The following is a 24,490-nucleotide window of genomic DNA, read 5'->3' as shown; positions in this document are numbered from 1 at the left end:
CTATTCCGATTTCTCCCGCACCGTCCCGCCGCCGAGCCCCTCCCACTCGACTCGGTAGCCGAGCCGCGAGAGCGCGGCGCTGGCGTCGTCGATCCCGTGGTCGTCGAGGACCGCCTCGGCGGCCGCCAGATCCATCCCCGCCTCGATCCCCTCGCCCGCCGCCTCCAACACCGCGGGCCGCACGAGCGTCCGACCGATCCGCTCGTGGTCGGGGAACGACTTGTCCTCGATCGCCTCGACGCTGACTCCCCGGTCGGCGGCGAGGTCGTCGAGCCCGATCGCGTCGGCGTCGGGCGAGAGCGACGCGGGAAGCTCGGCGGCCGCGTCGGCGACGAACTCGGCCTCGTACTCGCGGAGCACGTCGACGATCGCCTTCACGCGGACGGTCCCCGAGTAGCTCACCACGCGGTGGTCGCGCGCGGCGATCTCCTCGCCGACGCCGAGGCTCTCGTCGACGGCGACCAGGAGGTCCACGTCCTCCACGTCGGCGAGCTGGGAGAGCTTCTTCTCGACGTACTCGGGGGTCCAAAAGCCCATCACCTCGAAGAACAGCCGGAAGTCGGCGTGGTCGTAGTCGAACGCGAAGTCCGGGATCATCACCCGGGTTCCGGTCTCGAGCGGCTCCGGCTCGCGCACGAGGGTCCAGTCGAGGTCGAGCCCGCGGAACCGCCCGGCGAAGTCGGCCTCGACCCCGCTGTCGAAGTCGGGCTCCGCGACCGGCTCGACGCCCGGCACCGTCACGTCGCCGTCGGAGAGGCGCATGGTGCGCTCGCGGCCGCGGTCGTCGATCGTCGCCTCTAGCGACCAGTCCGCCGACTCCGCGACGGTCCGGAGCAGTCGCGCGAACGCGGTCCCGTAGCGACGGGTGCGCGAGAATAAGGCGTCCGGGCCGGTGACCACCAGCTCCCGTCCCTCGGGGGTCTTCTCCAGCTCGTACATCAGACGCAGGCGCTTGACGGCGGAGACGATCCGCTTCGGGTCGTTCGACCGCACCCGGACCTCGGTGGCGTCGAAGAGGGCGGTCTGGGCCAGGGAGAGGTCGTACTGTTCGAGGAGGGCGTCGGGGTCCCAACGCACGTCGGCGTCCACGAGGACTTCGTTGACGTCGCGGTCGGCGTACAGCGACGCCTCGACGTCTCCCGAGTCGATCCCGAGCGCGTCGGCGGCGCGGTCGACCGCGGTCTCGCGCTCGGACTCGCTCGCGACGCCCACCGCCTCCGCGGCCTCGAACGCGGCCCGCCGGACGCGACGCGGCGGGACCGGGGCTCGCGTCTCGAAGGCGCACTCGCGCTCGACTAAGGCGGCGAGCCCCCGGACGAGCTTGAAGTCGCCGCCGGAGCGCTCGTCGCCGGCGTCGGCCTCCAGCGCCGCCAGCGTGTCGTCGAGGTCGCCGCGCCGCTCCCCGACGTGCGCCTCGAAGGTCCCGAGCACCCGCGCCGCGAGCGGGCGGTGCTCGCGGGTCGCGAAGCGCGGGCGGTAGCCGCCGCCCGCGCGGGAGACGCGCAGGAGGTCCTTGCGTAGCACGCTCCCGTGGTACGGTCCGGTCGACCTAAAACGGGCGGATCCGGTCGGCGATCGCGAGGAGTGTCCGAGAGCGAATCAGTCGTCGGCGTGCCCCGTCTCCGGCGTGAACGTGACGCCGCCAATCTCGATCTCGTCCGGCACGCGGCTGGCGTCGTGGGTGCCGACCGGGGGCACGTTAACCGCCGCGGCGGCGGACGCGTCGAGGTCGGTCGCCGCCGTTTCCGCGTCTATCGCCGTCATCTCGCCGTCCGCGTCTCGCGCGTCTTGGTCGATGCGCATCGAGCAGAACTCCGCGCCGCACATCGAGCAGAACCGGGCCTCTTTGTAGTTGTCTCCGGGGAGCGTCTGGTCGTGGTAGGACCGCGCGCGCTCGGGATCGAGCGCGAGGTCGAACTGTCGGGCCCAGTCGAACTCGTAGCGCGCCTCCGAGAGGGCGTCGTCCCAGTCGCGCGCACCCGGGAGCCCGTTGGCGACGTCGGCGGCGTGAGCCGCGATTCGATACGCCGCGAGACCGTCTCGCACGTCCTCCGCGTCGGGGAGACCGAGGTGCTCTTTCGGCGTGACGTAGCAGAGCATCGCCGCGCCCGCACGCGCCGCCTCGGTCGCGCCGATCGCGCTCGTGATGTGGTCGTAGCCGGGAGCGATGTCGGTCACGAGGGGGCCGAGCACGTAGAACGGCGCGCCGTCGCACGCCTCCTGCTGTCGGTCGACGTTGTCGGCGATCTCGTCCATCGGGACGTGCCCGGGCCCCTCCACCATCACCTGCACGCCGTGGTCCCACGCGACGCGGGTGAGTTCGCCGAGGGTGTCGAGCTCGGCGAACTGCGCCTCGTCGCTCGCGTCGGCGAGACAGCCGGGACGGAGCCCGTCGCCGAGCGATACCGTCACGTCGTGTTCCGCGAGGATCTCGCAGATCTCCTCGAACTTCGCGTACAGCGGGTTCTGCATCCCGTTCTCCTCGATCCACTGCGCGAGGATCGAGCCGCCGCGCGAGACGATCCCGGTCTTGCGGCCGTCGGTCAGCGGCAGGTGCTCCAGCAGCACGCCCGCGTGGATCGTCATGTAGTCGACGCCCTGTTCGGCCTGTTTCTCGATCACGTCCAGCAGTAGCTCGTGGGTGATCTCGGCGGGGTCGGCCGCTCGCTTGACCGCCTCGTATATCGGGACCGTTCCGATCGGCACCGGCGAGTACGCGACGTTCGCCGCGCGGGTCTCGTCCAAGCGCTCGCCCGTCGAGAGGTCCATGACGGTGTCGGCGCCGTAGTGGACGGCGGCGTGGAGCTTCCGGAGCTCGGCGTCGAGGTCGCTGGTCTCCTCGCTGTTGCCGATGTTGGCGTTGACCTTCGTCGAGAACTCCCTCCCGATGATCATCGGATCGAGCGCGTCGTGGGCGTGGTTGTTCGGGATCACGGCCTGCCCGTCGGCGACCTGCCGACGGACGAACTCGGGGTCGCGATTCTCGCGCTCTGCCACGCGCTCCATCGCGGGCGTGATCTCCCCGTCTCGGGCTCGCTGGATCTGGGTCATCGTTAGTGATTACTTAGTAATACCACTAGTTAATATACTCTGGGGTAGACGGTTCGACGACGCTCTACGGGACGCGGGTGCGACACGCTTAACCCCGAAACCCGTCGATCGAAGGGTAATGAGTACAGACGCGGCAGGTGACACGGACGCCGAGAGCGATGGCGGCGACGCCGGAGCGGAGTCCGGCACCGGAGAGTCCGACGCCGAGCCCGAGGCCTTCGTCCGGACCTGCGAGCACCTCGTCGACCGGATCCTCGCGGGAGAGATCGACCGCGACGATCTGGAGTCCGCCAAGCTCGACGCCTGCTCGGAGTTCGGCTCCCCGAAAGTCCCGAAGAACACCGAGATTCTGGACCACGCGCCCACGGAGGCCCGCGACGACGTGATCGAGGTCGTTCAGCGGAAGCCGGTCCGGACCGCCTCCGGCGTCTCGCCGGTGGCGATCATGACCTCGCCGAAGCTCTGCCCGCACGGGAAGTGCCTCTACTGTCCCGGCGGGCCGGCCTCGGAGTTCTCCTCGGCGCAGTCGTACACGGGCCACGAGCCCGCCGCGGCACGGGGCGAGCAGAACGACTACGACCCGTACGGGCAGGTCACGCTCCGGCTCGAACAGCTCCGGAAGATCGGTCACCCGGTCGACAAAGTGGAGCTCATCCTGATGGGCGGGACGATGACCGCGCGCTCGCACGACTACCAGGAGTGGTTCGTGAAGCGCGCCTTACAGGCGATGAACGACTACGACCTCGAGAAGGAGCCCGAGCCCGCCGAGGAGGAGTCGTTCGCTCCCGCTCCCGAGGAGACCGAGTTCGAGTACCTCGAGGACGTGATCGCCGAGAACGAGACCAACGAGATCCGCAACATCGGCACTACCTTCGAGACGAAGCCGGACTGGTGCGACCCCGAGCAGATCGACCGCATGCTCGATCTGGGCGGCACCAAAGTCGAGGTCGGCGTCCAGACCACCTACGAGCGGATCAACCGCGAGATGCACCGCGGGCACGGCAACGAGGCCTCCCGCAACGCCAACCGCCGGCTCCGCGACGCCGCGTTCAAGGTCGGCTTCCACATGATGCCGGGCCAGCCCGGGATGACGCGGGAGATGTGTGTCGAGGACTTCCGGCAGCTGTTCGAGAACCCCGACTGGCGGCCGGACTACCTCAAGATCTACCCGACCCTCGTCGTCGAGGGGACCCGCGTGTACGACCGGTGGCGGCAGGACTCGTTCGAGCCGCTCTCGAACGAGGAGGCGGCCGACGTGGTCGCGGAGGCGATGGACCACATCCCGAAGTACACGCGGCTCCAGCGCGTCCAGCGCGACATCCCCGCCGACTTCATCGAGGGCGGCGTCTGGAAGTCGAACCTCCGGCAGCTCGCCGACCAGCGGGCCGAGGAGAAGGGGATCACCCAGCGCGACATCCGCGCCCGCGAGGTCGGCCACAACGACGCCGATCCGGACCCGGACGACGTGGAACTCGACGTGACCACCTACGAGGCCGGCGGCGGGACGGAACACTTCATCTCCTTCGAGGACCCCGTTCGCGACCTGCTCGTCGGGTTCTGTCGCCTGCGGTTCCCCTCCTTCGCGCCCGGCCAGCCCGGCGCCCCCGGTACCGAGGACGACGCGATCCGGCGCGAGCTGGCGGACGCCGCGCTGATCCGCGAACTCCACGTGTACGGCAGCGAGGTCGCCATCGGCGGCGACGGCGACTGGCAGCACCGGGGGTACGGGACGAAGCTCCTCGAACGCGCCGAGGAACTCGCCCGCGACGCCGGCTACCGCAAGATGGCGATCATCTCCGGCATCGGCGCCCGCGAGTACTACCGGAATAAACTCGGCTACCACCAGGACGGGCCGTACGTCTCGAAGCGGCTGTAGGCGACTCCGGGCGCGATCGCTCGGCCGCCCGTCCGCACAACGACACGCCTTTTTCCGGGCCGGCTGTCTCCTTGGAGTATGGACCAGAAGCGGGAGCTGTCGAGCATCGACCTCGGCGCGCTCGTCACCGAGCTCAATCGGTACGAGGGCGCGAAGGTCGACAAGGCGTACCTCTACGACGACGACCTGCTCCGGCTGAAGCTCCGCGACTTCGACCGCGGACGGGTCGAGCTCATGATCGAGGTGGGCGACGTCAAACGCGCTCACGTCGCGGACGCCGAACACGTCGCCGACGCGCCCGGGCGGCCGCCGAACTTCGCGAAGATGCTGCGCAACCGCATGTCCGGCGCCGACTTCGCGGGCGTCGAGCAGTACGAGTTCGACCGGATCCTCACGTTCGAGTTCGAGCGCGAGGACCAGAACACGACGCTCGTCGCCGAGCTGTTCGGGCAGGGGAACGTCGCCGCGCTCGACGAGACCGGCGAGGTCGTCGGGTCTCTGTCGACGGTCCGGCTCAAGTCCCGAACCGTCGCGCCCGGCTCGCGGTACGAGTACCCGGCCTCGCGGCTCAACCCGCTCGACGTCAGCCTCGGCGGATTTAAAAGGCACATGCGCGAGTCCGACAGCGACGTGGTGCGGACGCTGGCGACCCAGCTCAACCTCGGCGGGCTTTACGCCGAGGAGGTGTGCACTCGCGCGGGCGTCGAGAAGACGCTCCCCGTCGACGAGGCCACCGACGATCACCTTCGCGCGCTCCACGAGGCGCTCGAACGAATCGGCGAGCGGCTCCGCTCCGGCGACATCGACCCGCGGGTGTACGAGGAGGAACTCGACGGAGGGGACGGAGACGGGGAGGCCGAGTCGGACGAGGAGCGTGACCCTCGCGTCGTCGACGTCACCCCCTTCCCGCTCTCCGAACACGAGGGGCTCCCGAGCGTCGGCTTCGACTCCTTCAACGCCGCCGTCGACGAGTACTTCTACCGGCTCGAAAGCGAAGATACCGAGGCCGGCGAGGCCCCCGCGGACGCGAGCGCCTCTCGCCCCGACTTCGAGGAGGAGATCGCCAAACAGGAGCGGATCATCGAACAGCAGAAAGGGGCGATCGACGGGTTCGAGGAGCAGGCCGAGGCGGAGCGAGAGCGCGCGGAACTGCTGTACGCTCAGTACGACCTCGTCGACGAGGTGCTCTCGACGGTGCGGGAGGCCCGCGAGAACGACGTGCCTTGGGACGAGATCTCGGAGACCCTCGACGCGGGCGCGGAGCGCGGGATCCCGGCGGCGGAGGCGGTCGTCGACGTCGACGGCGGCGAGGGAACGGTGACGGTCGAGCTCGACGACGAGGGCGACGACGGGGGAACGACCCGGGTCGAGCTCGACGCGAGCGCGGGCGTGGAGGTCAACGCCGACCGCCTCTATCAGGAGGCCAAGCGGATCGAGGGGAAGAAGGAGGGCGCGATGGAGGCGATCGAGTCGACCCGGAAAGAGCTGGAGGCGGTCAAGGAGCGGAAGGCCGAGTGGGAGGCGAAGGAGGCGACCGACGACGGGAGTGACGGGGACGGCGGCGACGGTGAGGGAGGAGACGGCGACGGCGAAGCGGAGTACGAGACCGACTGGCTCTCGCGCTCCTCCATCCCGATTCGGAGCCCGGACGACTGGTTCGAGCGGTTCCGCTGGTTCCGGACCTCGACGGGGTACCTCGTCATCGGCGGGCGCAACGCCGACCAGAACGAGGAGCTGGTGAAAAAGTACATGGGCAAACACGACCGGTTCTTCCACACGCAGGCGCACGGGGGGCCGGTGACGCTCTTAAAAGCCGCGGGGCCCTCGGAGTCGGCCGATCCGGTCGACTTCTCGGAGGAGACCCTGCGGGAGGCCGCGCAGTTCGCCGTCTCCTACTCGTCGGACTGGAAGGACGGGCGCGGCGCGGGCGACGCGTACATGGTCGAGCCCGATCAGGTGTCGAAGACGCCCGAGAGCGGCGAGTACATCGAGAAGGGGAGCTTCGTGATCCGCGGCGACCGCACCTACTTCGAGGACGTTCCCTGTCGGATCGCCGTCGGCGTCCAGTGCGAGCCGGTCACGCGCGCCATCGGCGGGCCGCCCTCGGCCATCGTCGACCGCGCGGCGTCGAGCGTCACGCTGGAGCCGGGGATGTACGCGCAGAACGACGCCGCGATGATGGTGTACCGCGAGCTGAAGGAGCGGTTCGCCGACCAGTCGTTCGTGCGGAAGGTGGCCAGCGCCGACCAGCTGCAGGAGTTCCTCCCCTCGGGCGGCTCCGATATCGTGGACTGAGAATTCGGCTGCCGAGTCGGCCGAACCCCTCTCCCGCCCGGAGCGCGACCCTTTCAAGCCTTCGTCCCCGACTCCGCCCATGAGCTTCGAGGCGCTGCCGGACGGCTGGCGGGTATGGAACGAGGAGCCGAGCGGCCGGGCGATCCTCGTGTACCGCCCGGACGCCTTCGGCGGCGACGACCTCCCGTCCGAGTGTCTCCCGACGATCTACCTGACGAACGGCGCGCGCAATTCCCGTCCCGGGTCGGGCCAGTACGCCACCGACGAGTGGCACGTCGTCCTCTTCTTAGAGCCCGAGATCGAGGCGGTTTCGGAGACGTACGAGGGCCGCGAGGCGGGCGCGGCCGCAGCCGTCGACGTCGCGGAGCGGTTCGCCGCCGGCGACGTGGACTACCGGGCCGCCTACCAGGTGCCGCGGGAGGCGTACTTCGAGCGGTTGGACGAGTACGTCGGCGGAGACTGAGAGGGTCGCCGCGGGAGGGATGTGACCCCTATCGCGTCGGGGAACTAGCCGCGTCCGATCCACACCTATGCATACTTCTGCAGTTTAAACGGACCATTGTGCCACGAACACGAGGGTTTTTATCGACTCACGCCCCACCGACGAGTATATGCAAGCCGGTGGGGACAACACCGCTGACGAGCCGCGAGAGAAGTGCGGCGTCGTCGGCGTCTCGCTCGCTGACCGCGAGGCCGCGCGACCGCTGTACTACGCGCTGTACGCGCTCCAACACCGGGGACAGGAGTCCGCGGGGATCGTCACGCACGACGGGTTCCAACAGCACAGCCACGTCGAGCGCGGGCTCGTCGGCGACGCGTTCGACGAGGGCGACCTGGAGTCGCTGTCCGGCGGCACCGGCATCGGTCACGTCCGGTACCCGACCGCCGGCAGCCTCGACAAGAGCTGCGCGCAGCCCTTCTCGGTCTCGTTCAAGTCCGGATCGCTCGGGCTCTCGCACAACGGGAACCTCGTCAACGCCGACGAGGTGCGCGAGGAGCTCGCGGCGGCGGGCCACGCGTTCACCTCCGACGGCGACACCGAGGTGATCGCCCACGACCTCGCGCGCAACCTCCTCGAAGAGGACCTCGTGCGGGCGGTCAAACACACGATGAACCGCATCCACGGCTCCTACTCGCTGGCGATCACCCACGACGACACGGTGCTCGGGGTGCGAGACCCCCTCGGGAACCGCCCGCTGTGTCTCGGGAAGATCGACGGCGGCTACGTGCTCGCCAGCGAGTCGGCCGCGATCGACACCCTCGACGGGGAGCTGATCCGCGACGTTCGTCCGGGCGAGCTGGTCGTTCTGGATCCCGACGGAAGCGGCTACGACACGTATCAGCTGGTCGAACGCGAGTCGACCGCCCACTGCTTCTTCGAACACGTCTACTTCGCCCGTCCCGACTCCGTGATCGACGAGAACCTCGTGTACGAGGTGCGCCGGAAGCTCGGCCGGAAGCTCTGGGAGGAGTCCGGCGTCGAGTCGGACGTGGTGATGCCCGTTCCGGACTCGGGGCGGGCGTTCGCCTCCGGCTACGCCGACGCCGCCGGCGAGACGACCGAGGACGGAGAACCACGCCCCGAGAGCGACGTCGGCATCGAGTTCGCCGAGGGGCTGATGAAGAACCGCTACGTCGGCCGCACGTTCATCATGCCGACCCAAGACGAGCGGGAGCGCGCGGTCCGACTGAAGCTCAACCCGATCAGGTCGACCGTCGAGGGCAAGTCGGTCACCATCATCGACGACTCGATCGTTCGGGGGACCACCTCGACCCAGCTCGTCGAGCTGGTCCGCGAGGCGGGCGCGGAGGAGGTCCACCTCCGGATCGGCGCGCCGGCCATTATCGCGCCCTGCTACTTCGGCATCGACATGGCGACCCGCGAGGAGCTGATCGCCGCCGACGCCTCCACCGAAGAGATCCGGGAGGAGGTCGGCGCGGACTCGCTGTCGTACCTCTCGATCGACGCGGTCGCCGACGCGCTCGGGGAGAGCCGCGCTGACCTCTGTCTGGGGTGCGTCACCGGGGAGTACCCGTTCGACGTGGAGGGAGAGGAGGCGGACCGCGATATCGAGGGGACCGCGCCCGGCGCGACGCCGGCCGACGACTGATCGGGCCGTCGTCCCGTATCTCGATCGCGTTTCGTCCCGCATCCCGGCCGCGTTTCGTCCCGCGTCCCGGCCGCGTTCCGTCCGCCGTCGCGTTCTCGCGGCCCGGGCGGTGGAATCGGGAATTTAAATACGCCCACGCCGGGAGATACGCGTATGACATCCGACGCCGACGAGACGACGATGAGTCGCCGCGGACTCTTCAGGGCCGGCGCCGCGGGGGCCGCCGCCGCGACGGGCCTCGCTGCCGGCTCCGGCGGGGTAGCGGCCCAGTACGACGGCTGGCTGGACGACGTCGACAACTACGACGGCACCTACGACTACACCGGGCAGGACGAGGTCACGGTCGACGTCGGCGCGGTCGACGGCCTCAAGTTCGGGCCGGCGGCGATCCTGATCGATCCCGGGACGACGGTCGTCTGGGAGTGGACCGGCCAGGGGGGCGGCCACAACGTCGTCGCCGAGGACGGGACGTTCGACAGCGGCGAGACGGTCAGCGAGGAGGGGTACACCTTCGAGTACACCTTCGCCGACGCCGAAGACGGCGACACGTTCAACTACGCCTGCACCCCGCACGAGGCGGTCGGGATGAAGGGCGCGGTCGCGGTCGGATCGGTCGACGACGACCTCGTGACGCCCGGCGGTGACGAGGGCGACGGGGGCGACGGCGGGTCGGGCGGAAACCAAACTGACGGCGGGAACGCGACCGACGGCGGGAACGCGTCCGACGGCGGGTCCGGTGGCCGCGATCTCACCGCCAGCGACATCGGCGCGCTCGCGCTCGGCTTCGGCTTCGCCGGCGCGCTGCTCGTCCCGCTGTTCTACGCCGCCCACAAGATGGCGAACGAGGAATAGCGCGAGCCGTCGACCGGCTGTTGCCTTCCGCGTCAGTGTTCTTTCCGCGTCAGAAGACGTGATGCAGCATGAGGTAGACGCCGATCCCCATCGTGAAGGAGATCAGCCAGAGGGCCGCGGCGACGGAGCCGACCTGCGCGTGCCGGGTGTGGTACAGATCCTCGTACGGGCGGGTGGCGGCGAGCAGCAGTGCGTAGAAGACGAACGGGACGCAGGCGATCGCGAGCAGGACGTGGATCGCGAGGAACGGGAGGTAGACGTAGGTGTAGACGGTCTCCGGGCCGGGGAACTCGACGGTCCCGACGAGGATCAGCCGGTAGAGGTAGCTGACGAGGAACGCGACGAACAGCCCGAACGACGAGAGCATGAGCGCCTTGTGGCGACCGACGTTCCCCCGGGAGATCGCCCGCCAGCCGAGCAGGATGGTGGTGATCGCGGCGGCGGAGATCGCGGCGTTGAGATGTGGGAGTGCGGCGAGGACGGCGTCGCTCGCGCGGGGAAGCACGTTGCTCGGAATCGCGCCGCCGACGGCGCCGAACACGAGCGCGAGCGCGGCAGCAGACAGGAGAGCGGTCAGCAACGGGACGTTCTCGCGGGCCCATTCGGACATGTTGCGATCGGTGGGACGCCACTCCCAAACGCGTGCCGGTTTCGACGACCCGGTCCCGGCGGGTGGCTCGTCGCGTGCGTCCTCTCGATCGGTGGCAACCTCCGTCACGGTCCGGCCGAATGGAAGGGCTTTTAATTAGGGGAAGGGTACGTGGAGACGCGACAGAACACCGCGAGCGTGGGTAGCCAAGCCAGGCCAACGGCGCAGCGTTGAGGGCGCTGTCCTGTAGAGGTCCGCCGGTTCAAATCCGGTCCCACGCATCGCACGGGGTACACCCCCACGATGCACGGTGTTGTCTCTACGACAGCACCCACGCATAATTCCTTTCGGTCGCTACGCGACGAGCGACGACTGTACTCGATTCTGTTCGGTAACGCGACGGATACTTCCAAAGCCCCAGCCGCTCGCTTATAAATAGTGACTATCGATCGCCGGTGAACACCTCCAAAGCCCCAGCCTTGTCGCTCGCTTCGTCGCCGGCGCTGCGCGCCGGCTGCATGAGGGACCGGAGGTCCCTCTCTGCTCGCGACTCCCTCGCGCGTGCTGCTCGCGTCCCACGGGGACGCTCACAGGCACGCGCCACCGTCCCGTCATTTATAAACAACATCAGTGGTCTCGATCCGCATCGCCCGCGCGAACTGCCACCCTTTTAGTCCCGCGCCGCCGGAGTGAGGCGTAATGAGTACGGACGCGACCCCCGAGTACGATTACGAGGAGCTGGGGCTCGTCGCCGGGCTGGAGATCCACCAGCAGCTCGACACGGCGACGAAGCTGTTCTGCGACTCCCCGACCGTCGAACGCGACCCCGAGGAGTCCGACCGCGAGATCAACCGCCGCCTCCATCCGACGAAGAGCGAACTCGGCGAACTCGACGACGCCGCGATGGAGGAGAGCCGCGTCGACCGCGAGTTCACCTATCTCGCGTACGACACCACCTGCCTCGTCGAGGAGGACGACGAGCCGCCGCGCCGCGTCGATAGCGAGGCCCTCTCCGTGGCGCTCCAGATCGCCGACCTCCTCGACATCTCCGTGGTCGATCAGGCGCACGTCATGCGCAAGCTCGTCATCGACGGCTCGAACACCTCCGGGTTCCAGCGTTCGATCCTGCTCGGACAGGCGGGCGAGATCGAGACGAGCGAGGGACGCGTCTCGATCGCGGACCTCATGCTCGAAGAGGAGTCGGCAAAGCGCGTCGAGGAGACCGAGGAGGGCGTCGTCTACTCGCTCGACCGGCTCGGCGTCCCCCTCGTCGAGATCGGGACGGGTCCGGACATTCGGAGCCCCGAGGGCGCTCGCGAGGCCGCTGCGCGCATCGGGATGCTGCTCCGGTCGACCGGCGCGGTCAAGCGCGGGCTCGGCACGATCCGGCAGGACGTGAACGTCTCCATCGCCGACGGCGCCCGCGTCGAGGTGAAAGGGGTACAGGACCTGCAGGGCATCGAGGACATCGTCCGCGGCGAGGTCGGACGGCAGGCCGAACTGCTCGAAATCCGCGACGAACTCCGCGAGCGCGACGCGAGCGTCGGCGAGGTCTCTGACGTGACCGACACCTTCGCCGACACCGAGTCGGGCGTCATCCGCGGCGCGCTCGACGCGGGCGGGAAGGTCACCGCGGTCCCCCTGTTCGGCTTCGACGGGCTCGTCGGCCGCGAGATCCAGCCGGACCGCCGGCTCGGCACCGAGCTGTCCGACCACGCCAAGCGCCACGGCGCGGGCGGCATCTTCCACACCGACGAGCTGCCGGCGTACGGCGTGACCGAGGCGGAGGTCGACGCCCTCCGCGACGCGGTCGGCGCCGGCGAGGGCGACGCGGTCGCCATCGTCGCGGCCGACCCGGAGACCGCCGACCTCGCGATCGAGGCGGCCGCCGAGCGTGCGGAGACCGCGATCGAGGGCGTCCCCGAGGAGACCCGCGGCGCGAACGACGACGGGACGACGCGGTACCTCCGGCCCCTGCCGGGCGCGGCGCGGATGTACCCCGAGACGGACGTGCCGCCGGTCGAGCCGGACCCCTCCGACGTGGACCGGCCGGAACTCCTCGACGAGAAGGCCGAGCGGTACGCCGACGAGTTCGGGCTCGACGCCGGCCTCGCCGAGCAGGTCGCGTTCGGCCAGCGGTTCCCCCTGTTCGAGACCGCGGTCGACCGCGGCGTCGACCCCACCTTCGCCGCGTCGACGCTGGAGTCGACGACGACGGAGATCCGCCGGGAGGGGGCGCCCGTCGAGAACCTGACCGACGAGCAGTTCCTCGACCTGTTCGACCTCGTCGAGGACGGCGACCTCGCGAAGGAGGGCGTTCCGGAAGTGTTGACGACGCTCGCCGAGAACCCCGAGCTGTCGGCGGCCGAGGCGGTCGAGGAGGCCGGGCTCTCGGGCGTGAGCGAGGACGAGGTCCGAGAGGCCGTGGTGGAGGTCGTCGAGCGCAACGCCGATCAGATCGAGGAGGAGGGGATGGGCGCCTTCTCCGGCCTGATGGGTGAGGCGATGGGCGCGCTCCGCGGGAAGGCCGACGGCGAGGTCGTCTCCGACGTGCTCCGCGAGGAGATCGGCAAGCGGTCGTAGATCTCGGCGTGTGGTGTGGCTGTCTATACGCGATCGATGACTCGACGGTGAAGACCTCCAAAGCCCCAGTCGCGACGACTCGCGCGCTTTGCTGTCGTTCGAAAGGCGCTGCGCGCCTTTCGTGATGTCGTCAGAACGCAAAGCGTTCTGACTGCTAGCCAGAAATCACCGATTTCTGGCGATGACGAGAGAGCAAAGCTCTCTCGAACCACGCTCCTCGCTCGCGTTGCTCGCTGCGGTGCTTGCTGCAGCGTGCTTCGCCCTCGCGACTGCCCCTCTGAGTCCCACCCGCCCGCACCGCACAGCCTCACACCTCCCCAGCCTCGTCAGTCGCCTCCGCGTTGCTCCGGCGACTGACTCCCTCGCGCGTGCTCCTCGCGCCCTGGGGGCGCTCGGAGGCACGCGCCACCGCACCTCTGTCAATAAGTGACCGCCCTTCTCCCAATTATGCTTAAAAATGCCGCCGTTGCCCCAGCGAGAACGCTTCCTCAGTCCGTCAGCTCCTCGATCAGCGTGTCGAGGTCGTACGTCGCCGGCGCGCGCGGCTCGTCGCGCAGGGTGGCGATCGTGAACGTCGAGTTCGTGCGCTCGACCTCCGGGATCGCCTCGAAGTCGCTGATGAGGCGCTCGACGGTGTCCGACGACGACAGTCGCGCGAGGACGACGAAGTCGGTCTCGCCCATCGTGAAGAACGCCTCCGTCACGCCCTCCACGGCGAGCAGTTCCTCAGCGAACTCCTCGTAGGGCCCCTCGTAGCTCGCGAGCACCTCGACGATCACCGTGACGCCGAGCCCGAGCGCCTCGTGGTCGAGGTCGTACAGGTCGTTCTCGATCACGCCGTCCTCCCGGAGGTTGTTCAGCCGGTAGTGGATCGTCGACACCGGAATGTCGGTCTCTTCGTGGAGCCGCTCGGGGCTCCCGGTGCCGAGGTCCGAGATCGCCTTCAACAGCCGCACGTCGCGCTCGTCCATACCTCCCGTTTGCGTGATGGTCTGTTATATATTGCGACCGATATAGTTGAAGCAGAATTCAAAATTAGCACTCATTTCGGGGACCGAATCGCATCTGATTCGTATGTCTGATTGTTCATCCCAGACCAGCGAGAGATCGAGAGTATAGTTTAACTATCTCTTCCAATTTCGGATAGATAGTCAATGAATCTGCGGAACTTCATTTCCACTCCCGAATCGATCGTTGCCGCCTTCGTCCTCCTCGCGACCCTGTGGGGCACCTCCTTCGTCGCCATCGAGGCCGGACTGCACTACTTCCCGCCGCTGCTGTTCGCCGGCGTGCGCTACGCCGTCGCCGGCGCGATCGTGTTGGGCTTCGCCGCGGTCACGTCCGGGAGGTCGGTCCCCCGGGGCCGCGACGAGTGGCTCGGCGTCGCCGTCGCCGGCGCCTTCGTGATCGCCGCGTACCACGGCCTGCTGTACGTCGCCGAACTCCACATCTCGGGCGGGGTCGCCGCCGTGGTCGTGAGCCTCGCGCCGGTGCTGACCGCTACGTTCGCGGCCGTCCTCCTCCCGAACGAGCGGCTCGGACCCTTCGAGATCGGCGGGTTCGCGCTCGGGATCCTCGGCGTGATCGTGATCGCCGACCCGACGGAGGCGGGGCTCGGCAGCACCGCCCTGCTCGGGGTCGGGCTCGCGTTCGCCGGCGCGGTCGCCTTCTCGCTGGGCGCGGTGCTGCTCCGCCCGCTCCGCACCGACCTCCCGATCGCCGCGCTGCAGGGGTGGGCGATGGTCTCCGGCGCCGGCATGCTGCTCGGCGGCGCCGCCCTGCTCGGCGAGTCGCCCGGGGCGATAGTCTGGAACGCGACGTCGATCGCCTCGCTGTCGTACCTCACGCTGCTGTCGGGCGTCGTCGCGTTCCTGATCTACTTCGCGCTGCTCGACGAGGTCGGCCCGGCCCAGCTCCACCTCGTCGGCTACGCGGAGCCGGTCGTCGCCGCGGTCGGGAGCTGGGTCCTGCTCGGCAGCCTGATCGAGGCGGAGGCGATCATCGGCTTCGTCGCGATCCTCGCCGGCTTCCTCGTGCTCGAACGCCACGAGATCGCCGCCTACGTCGGCATCGAGGACGTTCTCCGAGCGCGCTGACGACGGTAGACAAGCTTCTTAGACGCTGACATCTTCCGTCAGCCCCGCCCGGAGGTCTCGTCCGAAGTAGTGGCCGAGCAGCGCCAGCACCAGCCCCAGCCCGCCGCCGACGGCGAGCAGCGGGAGCCCCCACTGCTGGAGGTAGTCGACCCCTATCGGGAGGAAGCCGATCCCGAGGACGCTTGTCACGCCAGTCCCGGCGCCAGCCGCGGCGCCGGCAATTCCCGTTTCCACGTATCTGCGCGCCGAGAAGACCAGCCCGACGAGGAACGTCGCGAGGAACACGCCGGCGGCGGAGCCGATCGTGCCGCCGATGAGGGGAATCGCCCCACCGGCGAACACCCCGAGCGCGACGGCGACGAGCGCGACGAGGAACGCCTTTCCGGAGAACCAGCGGCCGTCCAATCCGACGCGACCGCCTCCGGAACCGCCCCCGCTTTGGCTCGTCCCGGAGACGCCCTCGGCGTCCGACGCGGCGCTCGCGGCCGAACCGGAGTCGCCCTCGCCGCCCGCGAGGTCGTCGTCGAGGAGGTCGTCGAGGTCGTCCATCGGATCGCCGTCGGACGCCTCCCGCTCCTTGGAGGGTTGCATGTCCGAGAGTTCGCCCGTGAGACCTTGTGTCTTGCGCCGAGCCCGGGTCGGAGACTCGATCGCCGGATCCGCCGCTGTCCCGTGCGACTCGGTAACGCTCGTCGTTTCACCGGAAACCCGGTGTCTCCGATGGACCCGACGTACCCGGTTCGGGCTGGGACAGGGAGGCGCGGGCGCCGACCCGGAACGGCTTTGCGCGTCCGCGCCGACCCCGACCACATGGACACGCGTCGCGCGCTGCTCGACGCCCTCGGCGACGGCCCGGTCTCCGGTCCCGCGCTCGCCGAAGAACTCGGCGTGTCGCGGGCGGCGATCTGGAAGGCCGTCGAGTCGCTCCGCGAGGAGGGGTTCGCGGTCGAGTCGACCTCGGAGGGGTACGCCGCGCCCGAACGACCCGGCTACTCCGCCGCCGGCATCGAGTTCGGGCTCGACGCGCCCTACGAGATCGAGTATCGCGACAGGCTCCCCTCGACCAACGACCGCGCCCGCGAACTGGCGGCCGAGGGGGCCGACGGCGTCGCGGTCGTCGCCGACGAGCAGACCGGCGGCAGAGGGCGGCTCGACCGCGAGTGGGTCGCGCCCAGCGGCGGCGTCTGGCTCTCGCTCGTGGTCCGGCCCGACGTGCCGCCGGCCCGCGCCCCGCTTTTCACCCTCGCCGCCGCGGTCGCGACCGCAGACGCCTGCCGGGAGGCGGGCGTCGACGCCCACATCAAGTGGCCGAACGACGTGCTCGTGGGCGGGATCGGAAGCGACGGCGACGGCGACGCCTCCGACGGCCGCGGCGGCCGCAAGCTCGCCGGGATCCTCACGGAGATGGAGGGGGAGGCCGACCGGGTCTCGTGGCTCGTCGCGGGGATCGGCGTCAACGCCAACACCGACGCCGAGACGCTTCCGGCGGGCGCGACCTCCCTACTGGAGGAACTCGGCGAACCCGTCGACAGGCGCCGGTTCGTCGCGACCCTCCTCGAACGCTTCGCGGCGCTCGCGGGGACGCCGGATCGGATGGACCGGGTCCTGCCGGCGTGGCGCGAGCGAGCGAGTACCCTCGGCCGTCGGGTCCGCGTCGACACCCCGAACGGCCCGGTGACGGGCACCGCAGTCGACGTGGAACCGCCGGGTGCGCTCGCCATCGACACGGACGACGGGACCCGTCGGGTCCACGCCGGCGACTGCGAGCACCTGCGCGACGCCGACGAGTGAGGACCGATCGCGGGACGCCCGTCTCGCGACTGTCGCTTAGCTCTGTCCCGTCGCTTCGGGCTCCCCATCGGCCGGCGTCTCGCTTTCGGCCGGGGCCTCGCTTTCGACGGCCCCGCCCTCCGGAATCTCGCCGTCCAGCCGCACCGTCAACACGGGGACGCTCGACCCGCGAACCACCTTCTCGGCGACGCTCCCGAGGAGGAGCCGGTCGATTCCGCCGCGGCCGTGCGTCCCCATCACGATCAGGTCACAGTCGTTGCCCTCGGCGTACCGGATGATCTCCTTACTCGGGGACCCCTCCGCGACCGCCGTCTCGACGCCGAGATCGGTCTCGGCCGCGAGCGACTCGACCTCCGCGACCGCCTCGTTCGCGTCGTCTCGCAGGAGGTCGCCGACTCCCTCCCAGGAACTCTCCATCGGCATCCCCGCGTAGCTCGCCGTGTCGACCACGTACAGCGCGTGGACGCCCGCGCCGTGGACCGACGCGAGGTCGAGGGCGTGCGAGACCGCCCGCTTCCCCTCGGCGGAGCCGTCGGTCGGGACGAGGATCCGATCGTATAGACTCATACGTTCACATATACCACGGAACCGCCCGCACATAACTCTTTGCGCGTTTTGCCGGTTCTTTCGCGGCCGAATCCGTCGGAATTCGGACGAGGGGCGCGCTTAAGGCCTCACGCGCCGATACCTACCCATGACATCCGAAATTCACCTCTCGCGCGTCGAAGACGAGTTCGGCGACTACCCCTTCCCGATCGCCCGCGGGGACCTCGCCGAGTCCTGCGCCGGGACGACCGTGCTGTTCGCCGACGGCGACGCCGACCTCGGCGACCTCGTGGCCGACATCGATCAAGAGCGGTTCGAGAGCGCCGAGGACGCCGTCGCCGCGCTTCAGAACGTGCTCCCGATCGAGGCGGTCGGTGAGCCGGGGCAGTCCGACGGCGACGCCTGATTCGGCTCCGGTCGCGGGCCGCGTCAACTCCTTCGTCACCCCTACCCACGCCACGGCGCGTCTCGCATCGCTTTTTACCGTGGATCGCGCAGTGATGCCAATGAGTTATCGGATCGGCCTCGTCGGCAAGCCCTCCGTGGGGAAGTCGACGTTCTTCAACGCCGCGACCATGAACGACGTGCCCGAGGGCGCGTACCCGTTCACCACGATCGACCCGACCGTCGGCGAGGCGTACGTCCGCGTCGACTGCGCCGCCCCCGAGTTCGACGAGACCTGCACGCCGAGCGTCGGCGTCTGCCGCGAGGGGACTCGCTTCGTCCCGGTCAAGCTGGTCGACGTCGCCGGTCTCGTCCCGGGCGCCCACGAGGGGCGCGGGCTCGGCAACCAGTTCCTCACCGACCTCAACGAGACCGACGTGCTGATCCACGTCGTCGACTTCTCGGGCAAGACCGACATCGAGGGCGAGACCACCGAGGGCCACGACCCACGCGAGGACATCGACTTCCTGGAAGAGGAGCTCGACGCGTGGTACCTCGACGTGTTGGAGAAGGGTCTCGAGAAGTTCGAGACGCGGTATCACGGCGCGGACGCCGCGATCGAGGCGGAGCTCGCCGACCAGATGTCCGCGTTCGGCATCGACAAGGACCGGATGAAGCGGGTGATCCTCGCCGAGGGGCTCGAGCTCGACCCCGAGACGTGGGACGAGACGGACAAGGCCGACCTCGCCCGCGAGATCCGCAAGCGCACGAAGCCGATGGTCGTCGCCGCCAACAAGATGGACACCCCCGAGGCCCAGGCGAACTGGGAGGAGATCACGACCGACCCCGACTACGACCACCTCTCCTTCGTCCCCGCGAGCGCCCACGCCGAGAAGGCCCTGAAGAACGCGGACGACGCCGGCGTCGTCGATTACACTCCCGGCGACGGTGACTTCGAAGTCGTCGGCGACGTCTCCGGCGAACAGGAGGCGGGGCTCGATCAGATCGGCGAGTTCGTCGCCGAGTACGAGGGAACCGGCGTGCAGGGCGCGCTCGAATCGGCGGTCTTCGACGTGCTCGGCTGTATCGCCGTCTTCCCCGGCTCCGCGAACGGGAGCAAAGACGAGAAGGGCGTCTTCCGCGACTGCTTCCTCCTCCCCGGGGGGGCGACGACCGAGGACTTCGCGTTCCACATCCACTCGGACATCGGCGAGGGGCTCCTCCACGGCACCGACTGTCGGAGCGGCCGACAGGTGGGGGCCGACCACGAGCTCTCCCACCGCGACGTGATCGAGCTGATCTCGACGAAGCAGGCGGCGCCGTAGGTCGGTACCGCCGTCGCTCAGTCGTCGCCGTCGACGCTCGGAACTCCCTCCGCCGACCCGACCGGCGTCGCCGAGTCGGGAAGGTCGGCGAGCCCGAGCCGATCGAGCAGCCGGGGCGTCGGCCGGCCCTCCCGGTCCCAGCCGCGATATGCGTAGTACGTGTCCAAGAGGTCCTCGAACGCGTCGGGATCGAGGCCGTCGTCGACTCCCGTCGCGCCCTCGCGCCCCTCGTCCGTTTCGCCCGCGCCTCGAGTTCCCCGCGTCAGCGCTTCCGGGAGCCCGTCGTCGCCGCGGTCGAACCCCTCTCGGAGGTTGAACAGGCGCGTGAGCGTCCACACGCGCTCGCCGAGCAGCCGGAGGTCGTCTGGGTCCCGCTCGTCGCCGAGGGCCGCGAACCACTCGGCGGCCGCCGCCGACCCGAAGCTCTCGGCGAGGAAGTCGTCGCCGACGAGACACCACAGCGCGGCCCGCCGGTCCTGCTCGTCGGCGACGACGGCCGCGCGCTCGGCGGGGCTCCACCCCGGATCGGCCACCGCCTCGGTCTCGACCGGTCGGGCGCGTCGGTGGCAGCCGCCCCGGTCGCCCGTCGCGAACGCCAGCGCCATCGTCGCCGCGCCGCGCGGGTCGTAGGAGGCCAGCTCCATCCCCTTCACGGTCGGCACGAGGTCGGTCCCGCCGAACCGCTCCGCGGCGGCCGCCACCCCGTCCGCGAGCGCGTCGCCGAGGGGGGTCGATCGGGCCGCGATCTCCTCGATCAGCGCGCGCGCGGCCGCCTCGTCGCCGAACGAGAGCCCGCGGTCGACGCCGTGATCGGCGGGGTCGATCAGCCCCGCGTCGATCGCGCGGACCGCCCACGCGACCGCGTTGCCGGCGGAGATCACGTCGATCCCGAGGCGGTCGCAGACGCCGCCGAGAGCCGCGACCGCATCGAAGTCGTCGATCCCGAGCCCCGCGCCGAGCGCGATCGGCGTCCCGCCGCGCGGAACGGTGTCCTCATGGTCGTCGGAGTCGTCGTCGCGTGAACCGTCTCCGTCGTCCGCCGGCACCCTGAACCCGCCCGGTACCGGGTCGTCGGAGCGCTCGCGCCCGGTCGCGCGCTCGCTTGCCCGCTCGACGCCGATCTCCTCGGCGCCGTCGAAGCGGCGCGACTGCCAGCCGCGGGTCGGGAGTACGCCGGTCTCGTCGCCGAACCCGACGGTCTCTAAGGTGTCGCCCGCGGCGAGCCACCGGCCGGCGTCGCTGTCGGCGAACGCCTCCTCGTCGCGCTCGCGGAGGTCGCGGAGCGCGGCCGGGACCTCGGGCGCCGGGTCGCGGGCGACGACCGCCTTGAGCCCCTTCCCGCCCATCACCGCGCCGGCACCGCCCCGACCCGCGTGGTGGTCGCCGCCGTCGGAGGCGATCGTCGCGTATCGGACCCCCGCCTCGCCGGCCGGGCCGACGCAGGCGACGGCCGCGTCCGGGAACCGCGCGTCGGTCTCGGCCGCGTCGAGCCCGCGGAGGTCGCCCGCGGGCTCGATCGTCGCCTCCCCGCCGTCGATCGAGAGAGCCACCGGCTCGTCGGCCGCCCCCTCGATCACGACTCCGAGGTGGTCATCGAGCGAACCGGCGAGCCGGGACGCGAACGACCCGCCGCCGTAGGAGTCGAGGAACGTCCCCGTGAGGGGTGATTTCGTCACCGCCGCGTAGCGGGGCTCACCGGGGAGGTATCCGGTCAGGGGGCCGACGACGAACGCGAGCCGGTTCGCCGGCGACGCCGGGTCGACGCTCGGTTCCATCTCGTAGAGGTACCGCGCGCCGAGCCCCTTCCCGCCGACGTAGCGCGCGAGCCACTCCTCGGGGACCGGCTCGCTGCGCACGCGCTCCGCGGAGAGGTCGACGCGGAGCATCCGGTCGGGAACCGTCATCGTGACTCACCTCGCGGACGAGCGGGATTAAACCACACGCCGGGGGCAAACAGCCCCGGTCCGACCTCCCGCCCCGACCGACGGGCTTTCGCCCACGGCCGTCCACGGATCCGGACATGAACGATGTCGTCGACGCCCTCGACGCGACCGGGGGGACGACCTGTCTCGTCGGCGCCGGCGGGAAGAAGACCACCCTCTACGCGCTCGCCGGACGGCTCGACCGGGCGGTGCTCACCGCGACGGTCCGGATCCCCATCTTCGACCGAGAAGTCGCCGCGGTGCGCGTCGCCGAGGACCCCGTAGCCGCGATCGACGAGATCGCGTCGAGCGGAGGAGAGGACGCGGTGAGCGGAGGAGAGGAGTCCGAGGGGGACGCCGAGCCGACGGGCGGCGCCGGGGCGTTCCCGCTCGGACTGGTGCCGGAGCGCGAACGCGACGACCGGTATCGAGGGTACGATCCCGCGGTCGTCGACGAGATCGGGGCCGCGCACGACGGGCCGGTCCTCGTGAAGGCCGACGGCGCGCGGACGCGCCTTCTGAAGGCCCCGAACGAGCGCGAGCCGCAGGTCCCGGCGGGCGCGGACCGCGTGATTCCGGTGGCGAGCGTCGGCGCGGTCGGGGAGCCGCTGACGGCGGAAACGGTCCACCGCCCCGAGCGCGTCGCGGCGATCACGGACGCCGCGGTCGGCGACGAGATCACGCCCGAACTGGTCGGTCGCGTCCTCGCACACGAGCGGGGCGGTTTAAAAGGTATCCCGGACGATGCGACCGCGATACCGCTCGTGAACGCCGTCGACGACGCCGACGACGAGGCGACGGCGCGGGAGATCGCTCGGGTCGTTCACGAGCGGGCGGACGTGTCGCGGGTCGTCCTCGCGCGGATGATCGAGGAGGAGATCGTGGGCGTCGTCGAGTGAGACCGCGAACGCCGTCGACTGAAACCCGGCCCGTCCCCATGTAGCGAGGCCATCTCGTTCTGTCGAAGGCACTTATAAGGACACTCCGCGCCTATCCGACCCATGGAACGTACCGTGACGGTGGTGCCGGAGGCGGGCCTGCACGCGCGGCCGGCCTCGAAGCTGGTACAGACGGCGACCCGGTTCGACGCCGACGTGTCGATCGGTCGCGCGGACGACGGCGACGACGGGCTCGTCCGCGCCGACAGCATGCTCTCGGTGAGCGGGCTGAACGTCGGCCGCGACGAGTCGGTCCGCGTCGTCGCCGAGGGCGCGGAGGCGGCCGACGCGCTCGACGCGGTCTGCGATCTGCTGACGAGCGAGGTCGAAGAAGAGGAAGACGAGAGGAGCGAGAGCGACGACGCCGAGAGCGCCGCCGACGGCGGTGACCCGACGTGAGGACGCTCACCGGCGTCGGGAGCACTCCCCTGTCGGGCGTCGGCGCGGCGCGCTGGTACCGCCCCGAAGCCGGGCTGACGCTCCCCGACCGCCCCGACCCGTCCGCCGTCGACGCCGACGCCGAGCTGGCGCGGTTCGCCGACGCCCGCGACGCGGCCCGCGAGTCGATCCGGGACGCCCGCGACCGGGCGGCCGAGCGCGTCGGCGAGGAGGAGGCGGCGGTGTTCGAGGCGCACGAGCAGTTCCTCGACGACCCGGAGCTCGTCGGGGACATCGAGGCGGCCGTCGGGGACGGGACGCCGGCCGAACACGCCGTGCACGACCGGTTCGCGGCCGCGATCGAACAGTTCGAGGCGCTGGACGGACCGATGGCCGAGCGCGCCGACGACCTGCGGGACGTGCGGGACCGGCTGCTTCGAGCCCTTTTAAATACTCGAACAGACACCGACGCCGACGACGGCGCCGCTCTCGCCGACCTCGGCGACCTCCCGGCGGGGACCGTGCTGCTGGCCGAGCGGCTCACCCCGAGCGACACCGCGGAGCTGGACCCGGACGCGGTCGCCGGGATCGCGACCGTCTCCGGCGGCCGGACGGCCCACGCGGCGATCATCGCGCGGTCGCTGTCGATCCCGGCTGTCGTCGGGGTCGGTGAGCCGCTTCGCGAGGTCGAGGACGGCGCCGAACTGCTCGTCGACGGGACCGACGGGCGGGTCGTCGTCGACCCCGACGCGGCGACCCGCGGAGGGGTCGGCTCGGCCGCGGCACCCGTGGTGACCGAACGCGTCTCCACCGCCGACGGCCGGTCGATCGAGGTGGCGGCGAACGTCGGGAGCGAGGCGGAGATCGCCCCCGCGACCGAGCGCGGCGCCGACGGAATCGGGCTGTTCCGGTCGGAGTTCCTCTTTTACGACCGCGAGACGCCCCCGACCGAGGAGGACCAGTACGAGGCGGTGACCGCCGCGCTGTCGGCGTTCCCCGACGACCGGGTCGTCGTCCGCACGCTCGATATCGGCGGCGACAAGCGGGTGCCGTATCTCGATCTGCCGGACGAGGCGAACCCCTTCCTCGGACGGCGGGGGATCCGGCTCTCGCTCGGCGAGCACCGCGACCTGTTCGAGACGCAGCTCCGGGCGCTGTTGCGCGCGGCGGCCCACGAGGGCGGCGAGGGGCTCGCGGTGATGTTCCCGCTCGTCTCCCGGATCGAGGAGGTCGAAGACGCGATCTCTGCGGTCGAGTCGGTCGCCGCCGACCTCGACGGAGAGGGCGTCGACCACGCGGTCCCCGAGCTGGGCGCGATGGTCGAGACGCCGGCCGCGGTCTTCCTCGCGGACCGGCTCGCCGAGCGACTCGACTTCCTGAGTATCGGGACGAACGACCTCACTCAGTACGTGATGGCGGCCGACCGCGAGAACGACGGGGTCGACGCGTATCACGACCCCCTCCACCCCGCGGTGTTGCGCGCGATCGACCGCACCGTGTCGGCCGCGGCGGGGACCGACGCGTGGGTCGGAATGTGCGGCGAGATGGCCGGCGATCCGGCGCTCACGGAGCTGCTCGTCGGACTCGGGCTCGACGAGCTCAGTATGAGCGCGGTGACCGTACCGGCGGTGAAAAACCGGGTCAGCGAGATCGACTCGGCGGAGGCGACGGCGCTCGCCGACGAGGCGCTCGCCCGCGAGACCCGGACCGAGGTTCGGGACGTACTCGGCGTCGACGGGGAGTGAGCGCCCGC

The 24,490-nt window shown here is 70.3% G+C and carries 20 protein-coding genes and 1 tRNA gene; 14 read left to right on the top strand and 7 right to left on the bottom strand.

The features are described 5' to 3' along the window. Together FGL94_RS04435 and thiC are read right to left on the bottom strand one after the other, a co-directional pair. Positions 1 to 1,524 carry a DUF790 family protein gene (locus FGL94_RS04435; protein WP_144921315.1) on the bottom strand — a complete coding sequence of 508 codons (1,524 nt, stop codon included), beginning with the start codon at positions 1,522 to 1,524 and terminating at the stop codon, positions 1 to 3. A 75-nt stretch (positions 1,525 to 1,599) separates the two neighbouring features. Next, the gene (gene thiC, locus FGL94_RS04430; protein ID WP_144921313.1) at positions 1,600 to 3,051 is read right to left on the bottom strand and encodes a phosphomethylpyrimidine synthase ThiC; all 1,452 of its coding nucleotides are present in this window, start codon (positions 3,049 to 3,051) and stop codon (positions 1,600 to 1,602) included. A 118-nt stretch (positions 3,052 to 3,169) separates the two neighbouring features. Between thiC and FGL94_RS04425 the strand changes: the two genes are divergently transcribed. The 5 genes from FGL94_RS04425 to FGL94_RS04405 all read left to right on the top strand — a co-directional run bounded on the left by FGL94_RS04425 (position 3,170) and on the right by FGL94_RS04405 (position 10,185). Then, positions 3,170 to 4,927 carry a tRNA uridine(34) 5-carboxymethylaminomethyl modification radical SAM/GNAT enzyme Elp3 gene (locus FGL94_RS04425; RefSeq protein WP_144921311.1) on the top strand — a complete coding sequence of 586 codons (1,758 nt, stop codon included), beginning with the start codon at positions 3,170 to 3,172 and terminating at the stop codon, positions 4,925 to 4,927. A gap of 78 nt (positions 4,928 to 5,005) precedes the next feature. After that, positions 5,006 to 7,222, top strand: coding sequence for a ribosome rescue protein RqcH (gene rqcH / locus FGL94_RS04420; protein ID WP_144921309.1), 2,217 nt, complete (start codon positions 5,006 to 5,008; stop codon positions 7,220 to 7,222). Positions 7,223 to 7,301: 79 nt separating this feature from the next. Then, entirely contained in the window at positions 7,302 to 7,685 is a 384-nt protein-coding gene (locus FGL94_RS04415; protein WP_144921307.1) for a DUF5820 family protein, read from the top strand. 148 nt (positions 7,686 to 7,833) lie between these two features. Next, the gene (gene purF, locus FGL94_RS04410) at positions 7,834 to 9,333 is read left to right on the top strand and encodes an amidophosphoribosyltransferase (RefSeq protein ID WP_144921304.1); all 1,500 of its coding nucleotides are present in this window, start codon (positions 7,834 to 7,836) and stop codon (positions 9,331 to 9,333) included. 153 nt (positions 9,334 to 9,486) lie between these two features. Then, the gene (locus FGL94_RS04405; RefSeq protein WP_144921302.1) at positions 9,487 to 10,185 is read left to right on the top strand and encodes a halocyanin domain-containing protein; all 699 of its coding nucleotides are present in this window, start codon (positions 9,487 to 9,489) and stop codon (positions 10,183 to 10,185) included. Between the two features lie 49 nt (positions 10,186 to 10,234). On the opposite strand, the gene FGL94_RS04400 is transcribed toward FGL94_RS04405, so the two are convergent. Further along, a complete protein-coding gene (locus FGL94_RS04400) occupies positions 10,235 to 10,795 on the bottom strand; it encodes a DUF420 domain-containing protein (RefSeq protein ID WP_144921300.1) in 561 nt (186 codons plus the stop codon). Between the two features lie 175 nt (positions 10,796 to 10,970). On the opposite strand from FGL94_RS04400, the gene FGL94_RS04395 reads away from it, so the two are divergent. Further along, a tRNA-Leu gene (locus FGL94_RS04395) sits at positions 10,971 to 11,055 on the top strand. 418 nt (positions 11,056 to 11,473) lie between these two features. After that, positions 11,474 to 13,357, top strand: a complete 1,884-nt coding sequence (gatE, locus tag FGL94_RS04385) for a Glu-tRNA(Gln) amidotransferase subunit GatE (protein ID WP_144921296.1) — start codon at positions 11,474 to 11,476, stop codon at positions 13,355 to 13,357. A gap of 488 nt (positions 13,358 to 13,845) precedes the next feature. Here the strand turns inward: gatE and FGL94_RS04380 are convergent, their stop codons facing one another. Further along, positions 13,846 to 14,328, bottom strand: coding sequence for an Lrp/AsnC family transcriptional regulator (locus FGL94_RS04380; protein WP_144921294.1), 483 nt, complete (start codon positions 14,326 to 14,328; stop codon positions 13,846 to 13,848). 183 nt (positions 14,329 to 14,511) lie between these two features. Here FGL94_RS04380 and FGL94_RS04375 point away from each other — a divergent pair, with 183 nt between their 5' ends. Continuing rightward, positions 14,512 to 15,453, top strand: a complete 942-nt coding sequence (locus tag FGL94_RS04375) for a DMT family transporter (protein ID WP_144921292.1) — start codon at positions 14,512 to 14,514, stop codon at positions 15,451 to 15,453. A gap of 18 nt (positions 15,454 to 15,471) precedes the next feature. Here the strand turns inward: FGL94_RS04375 and FGL94_RS04370 are convergent, their stop codons facing one another. Further along, positions 15,472 to 16,044 (bottom strand): hypothetical protein, encoded by a 573-nt coding sequence (locus FGL94_RS04370; protein ID WP_144921290.1) that lies wholly within the window; start codon positions 16,042 to 16,044, stop codon positions 15,472 to 15,474. A gap of 219 nt (positions 16,045 to 16,263) precedes the next feature. Here FGL94_RS04370 and FGL94_RS04365 point away from each other — a divergent pair, with 219 nt between their 5' ends. After that, complete coding sequence (locus tag FGL94_RS04365) at positions 16,264 to 17,244, top strand: biotin--[acetyl-CoA-carboxylase] ligase (protein ID WP_144921288.1); 981 nt, start codon at positions 16,264 to 16,266, stop codon at positions 17,242 to 17,244. 36 nt (positions 17,245 to 17,280) lie between these two features. Here the strand turns inward: FGL94_RS04365 and FGL94_RS04360 are convergent, their stop codons facing one another. Beyond that, a complete protein-coding gene (locus FGL94_RS04360) occupies positions 17,281 to 17,811 on the bottom strand; it encodes a universal stress protein (protein ID WP_144921286.1) in 531 nt (176 codons plus the stop codon). Between the two features lie 127 nt (positions 17,812 to 17,938). On the opposite strand from FGL94_RS04360, the gene FGL94_RS04355 reads away from it, so the two are divergent. Further along, positions 17,939 to 18,196, top strand: a complete 258-nt coding sequence (locus FGL94_RS04355; protein ID WP_144921284.1) for a DUF5789 family protein — start codon at positions 17,939 to 17,941, stop codon at positions 18,194 to 18,196. Positions 18,197 to 18,296: 100 nt separating this feature from the next. Beyond that, on the top strand, positions 18,297 to 19,499 hold the full coding sequence (locus FGL94_RS04350; RefSeq protein ID WP_144921282.1) for a redox-regulated ATPase YchF: 1,203 nt from the start codon (positions 18,297 to 18,299) through the stop codon (positions 19,497 to 19,499). Positions 19,500 to 19,516: 17 nt separating this feature from the next. On the opposite strand, the gene FGL94_RS04345 is transcribed toward FGL94_RS04350, so the two are convergent. Beyond that, a complete protein-coding gene (locus tag FGL94_RS04345) occupies positions 19,517 to 21,403 on the bottom strand; it encodes an aldehyde ferredoxin oxidoreductase family protein (RefSeq protein ID WP_144921280.1) in 1,887 nt (628 codons plus the stop codon). A gap of 116 nt (positions 21,404 to 21,519) precedes the next feature. Between FGL94_RS04345 and yqeC the strand changes: the two genes are divergently transcribed. The 3 genes from yqeC to ptsP all read left to right on the top strand — a co-directional run bounded on the left by yqeC (position 21,520) and on the right by ptsP (position 24,482). Beyond that, positions 21,520 to 22,320, top strand: a complete 801-nt coding sequence (gene yqeC, locus FGL94_RS04340; RefSeq protein ID WP_144921278.1) for a selenium cofactor biosynthesis protein YqeC — start codon at positions 21,520 to 21,522, stop codon at positions 22,318 to 22,320. A 102-nt stretch (positions 22,321 to 22,422) separates the two neighbouring features. After that, positions 22,423 to 22,758: an HPr family phosphocarrier protein gene (locus FGL94_RS04335; RefSeq protein ID WP_144921277.1), complete on the top strand. Its 336-nt coding sequence runs from the start codon at positions 22,423 to 22,425 to the stop codon at positions 22,756 to 22,758. Next, positions 22,755 to 24,482 carry a phosphoenolpyruvate--protein phosphotransferase gene (gene ptsP / locus FGL94_RS04330; protein WP_144921275.1) on the top strand — a complete coding sequence of 576 codons (1,728 nt, stop codon included), beginning with the start codon at positions 22,755 to 22,757 and terminating at the stop codon, positions 24,480 to 24,482. Before FGL94_RS04335 ends, ptsP begins: the two co-directional genes overlap by 4 nt. The last annotated feature ends 8 nt before the right edge of the window (positions 24,483 to 24,490 follow it).

Origin of the sequence: Halorubrum salsamenti (assembly GCF_007671685.1) — an archaeon.
In the GTDB taxonomy this organism is placed as follows: domain Archaea; phylum Halobacteriota; class Halobacteria; order Halobacteriales; family Haloferacaceae; genus Halorubrum; species Halorubrum salsamenti.
Note: the sequence above shows the minus strand (reverse complement) of the source record. Positions and strands in the feature narration are given on the sequence as shown.

What these genes read in the sequence shown, in the direction of transcription:
- thiC (WP_144921313.1), bottom strand. Translation starts at nt 3,051, where the DNA reads ATGACCCAGATCCAGCGAGCCCGAGACGGGGAGATCACGCCCGCGATG.
- FGL94_RS04425 (WP_144921311.1), top strand. Translation starts at nt 3,170, where the DNA reads ATGAGTACAGACGCGGCAGGTGACACGGACGCCGAGAGCGATGGCGGC.
- rqcH (WP_144921309.1), top strand. Translation starts at nt 5,006, where the DNA reads ATGGACCAGAAGCGGGAGCTGTCGAGCATCGACCTCGGCGCGCTCGTC.
- FGL94_RS04415 (WP_144921307.1), top strand. Translation starts at nt 7,302, where the DNA reads ATGAGCTTCGAGGCGCTGCCGGACGGCTGGCGGGTATGGAACGAGGAG.
- purF (WP_144921304.1), top strand. Translation starts at nt 7,834, where the DNA reads ATGCAAGCCGGTGGGGACAACACCGCTGACGAGCCGCGAGAGAAGTGC.
- FGL94_RS04405 (WP_144921302.1), top strand. Translation starts at nt 9,487, where the DNA reads ATGACATCCGACGCCGACGAGACGACGATGAGTCGCCGCGGACTCTTC.
- FGL94_RS04400 (WP_144921300.1), bottom strand. Translation starts at nt 10,795, where the DNA reads ATGTCCGAATGGGCCCGCGAGAACGTCCCGTTGCTGACCGCTCTCCTG.
- gatE (WP_144921296.1), top strand. Translation starts at nt 11,474, where the DNA reads ATGAGTACGGACGCGACCCCCGAGTACGATTACGAGGAGCTGGGGCTC.
- FGL94_RS04380 (WP_144921294.1), bottom strand. Translation starts at nt 14,328, where the DNA reads ATGGACGAGCGCGACGTGCGGCTGTTGAAGGCGATCTCGGACCTCGGC.
- FGL94_RS04375 (WP_144921292.1), top strand. Translation starts at nt 14,512, where the DNA reads ATGAATCTGCGGAACTTCATTTCCACTCCCGAATCGATCGTTGCCGCC.
- FGL94_RS04370 (WP_144921290.1), bottom strand. Translation starts at nt 16,044, where the DNA reads ATGCAACCCTCCAAGGAGCGGGAGGCGTCCGACGGCGATCCGATGGAC.
- FGL94_RS04365 (WP_144921288.1), top strand. Translation starts at nt 16,264, where the DNA reads ATGGACACGCGTCGCGCGCTGCTCGACGCCCTCGGCGACGGCCCGGTC.
- FGL94_RS04360 (WP_144921286.1), bottom strand. Translation starts at nt 17,811, where the DNA reads ATGAGTCTATACGATCGGATCCTCGTCCCGACCGACGGCTCCGCCGAG.
- FGL94_RS04355 (WP_144921284.1), top strand. Translation starts at nt 17,939, where the DNA reads ATGACATCCGAAATTCACCTCTCGCGCGTCGAAGACGAGTTCGGCGAC.
- FGL94_RS04350 (WP_144921282.1), top strand. Translation starts at nt 18,297, where the DNA reads ATGAGTTATCGGATCGGCCTCGTCGGCAAGCCCTCCGTGGGGAAGTCG.
- FGL94_RS04345 (WP_144921280.1), bottom strand. Translation starts at nt 21,403, where the DNA reads ATGACGGTTCCCGACCGGATGCTCCGCGTCGACCTCTCCGCGGAGCGC.
- yqeC (WP_144921278.1), top strand. Translation starts at nt 21,520, where the DNA reads ATGAACGATGTCGTCGACGCCCTCGACGCGACCGGGGGGACGACCTGT.
- FGL94_RS04335 (WP_144921277.1), top strand. Translation starts at nt 22,423, where the DNA reads ATGGAACGTACCGTGACGGTGGTGCCGGAGGCGGGCCTGCACGCGCGG.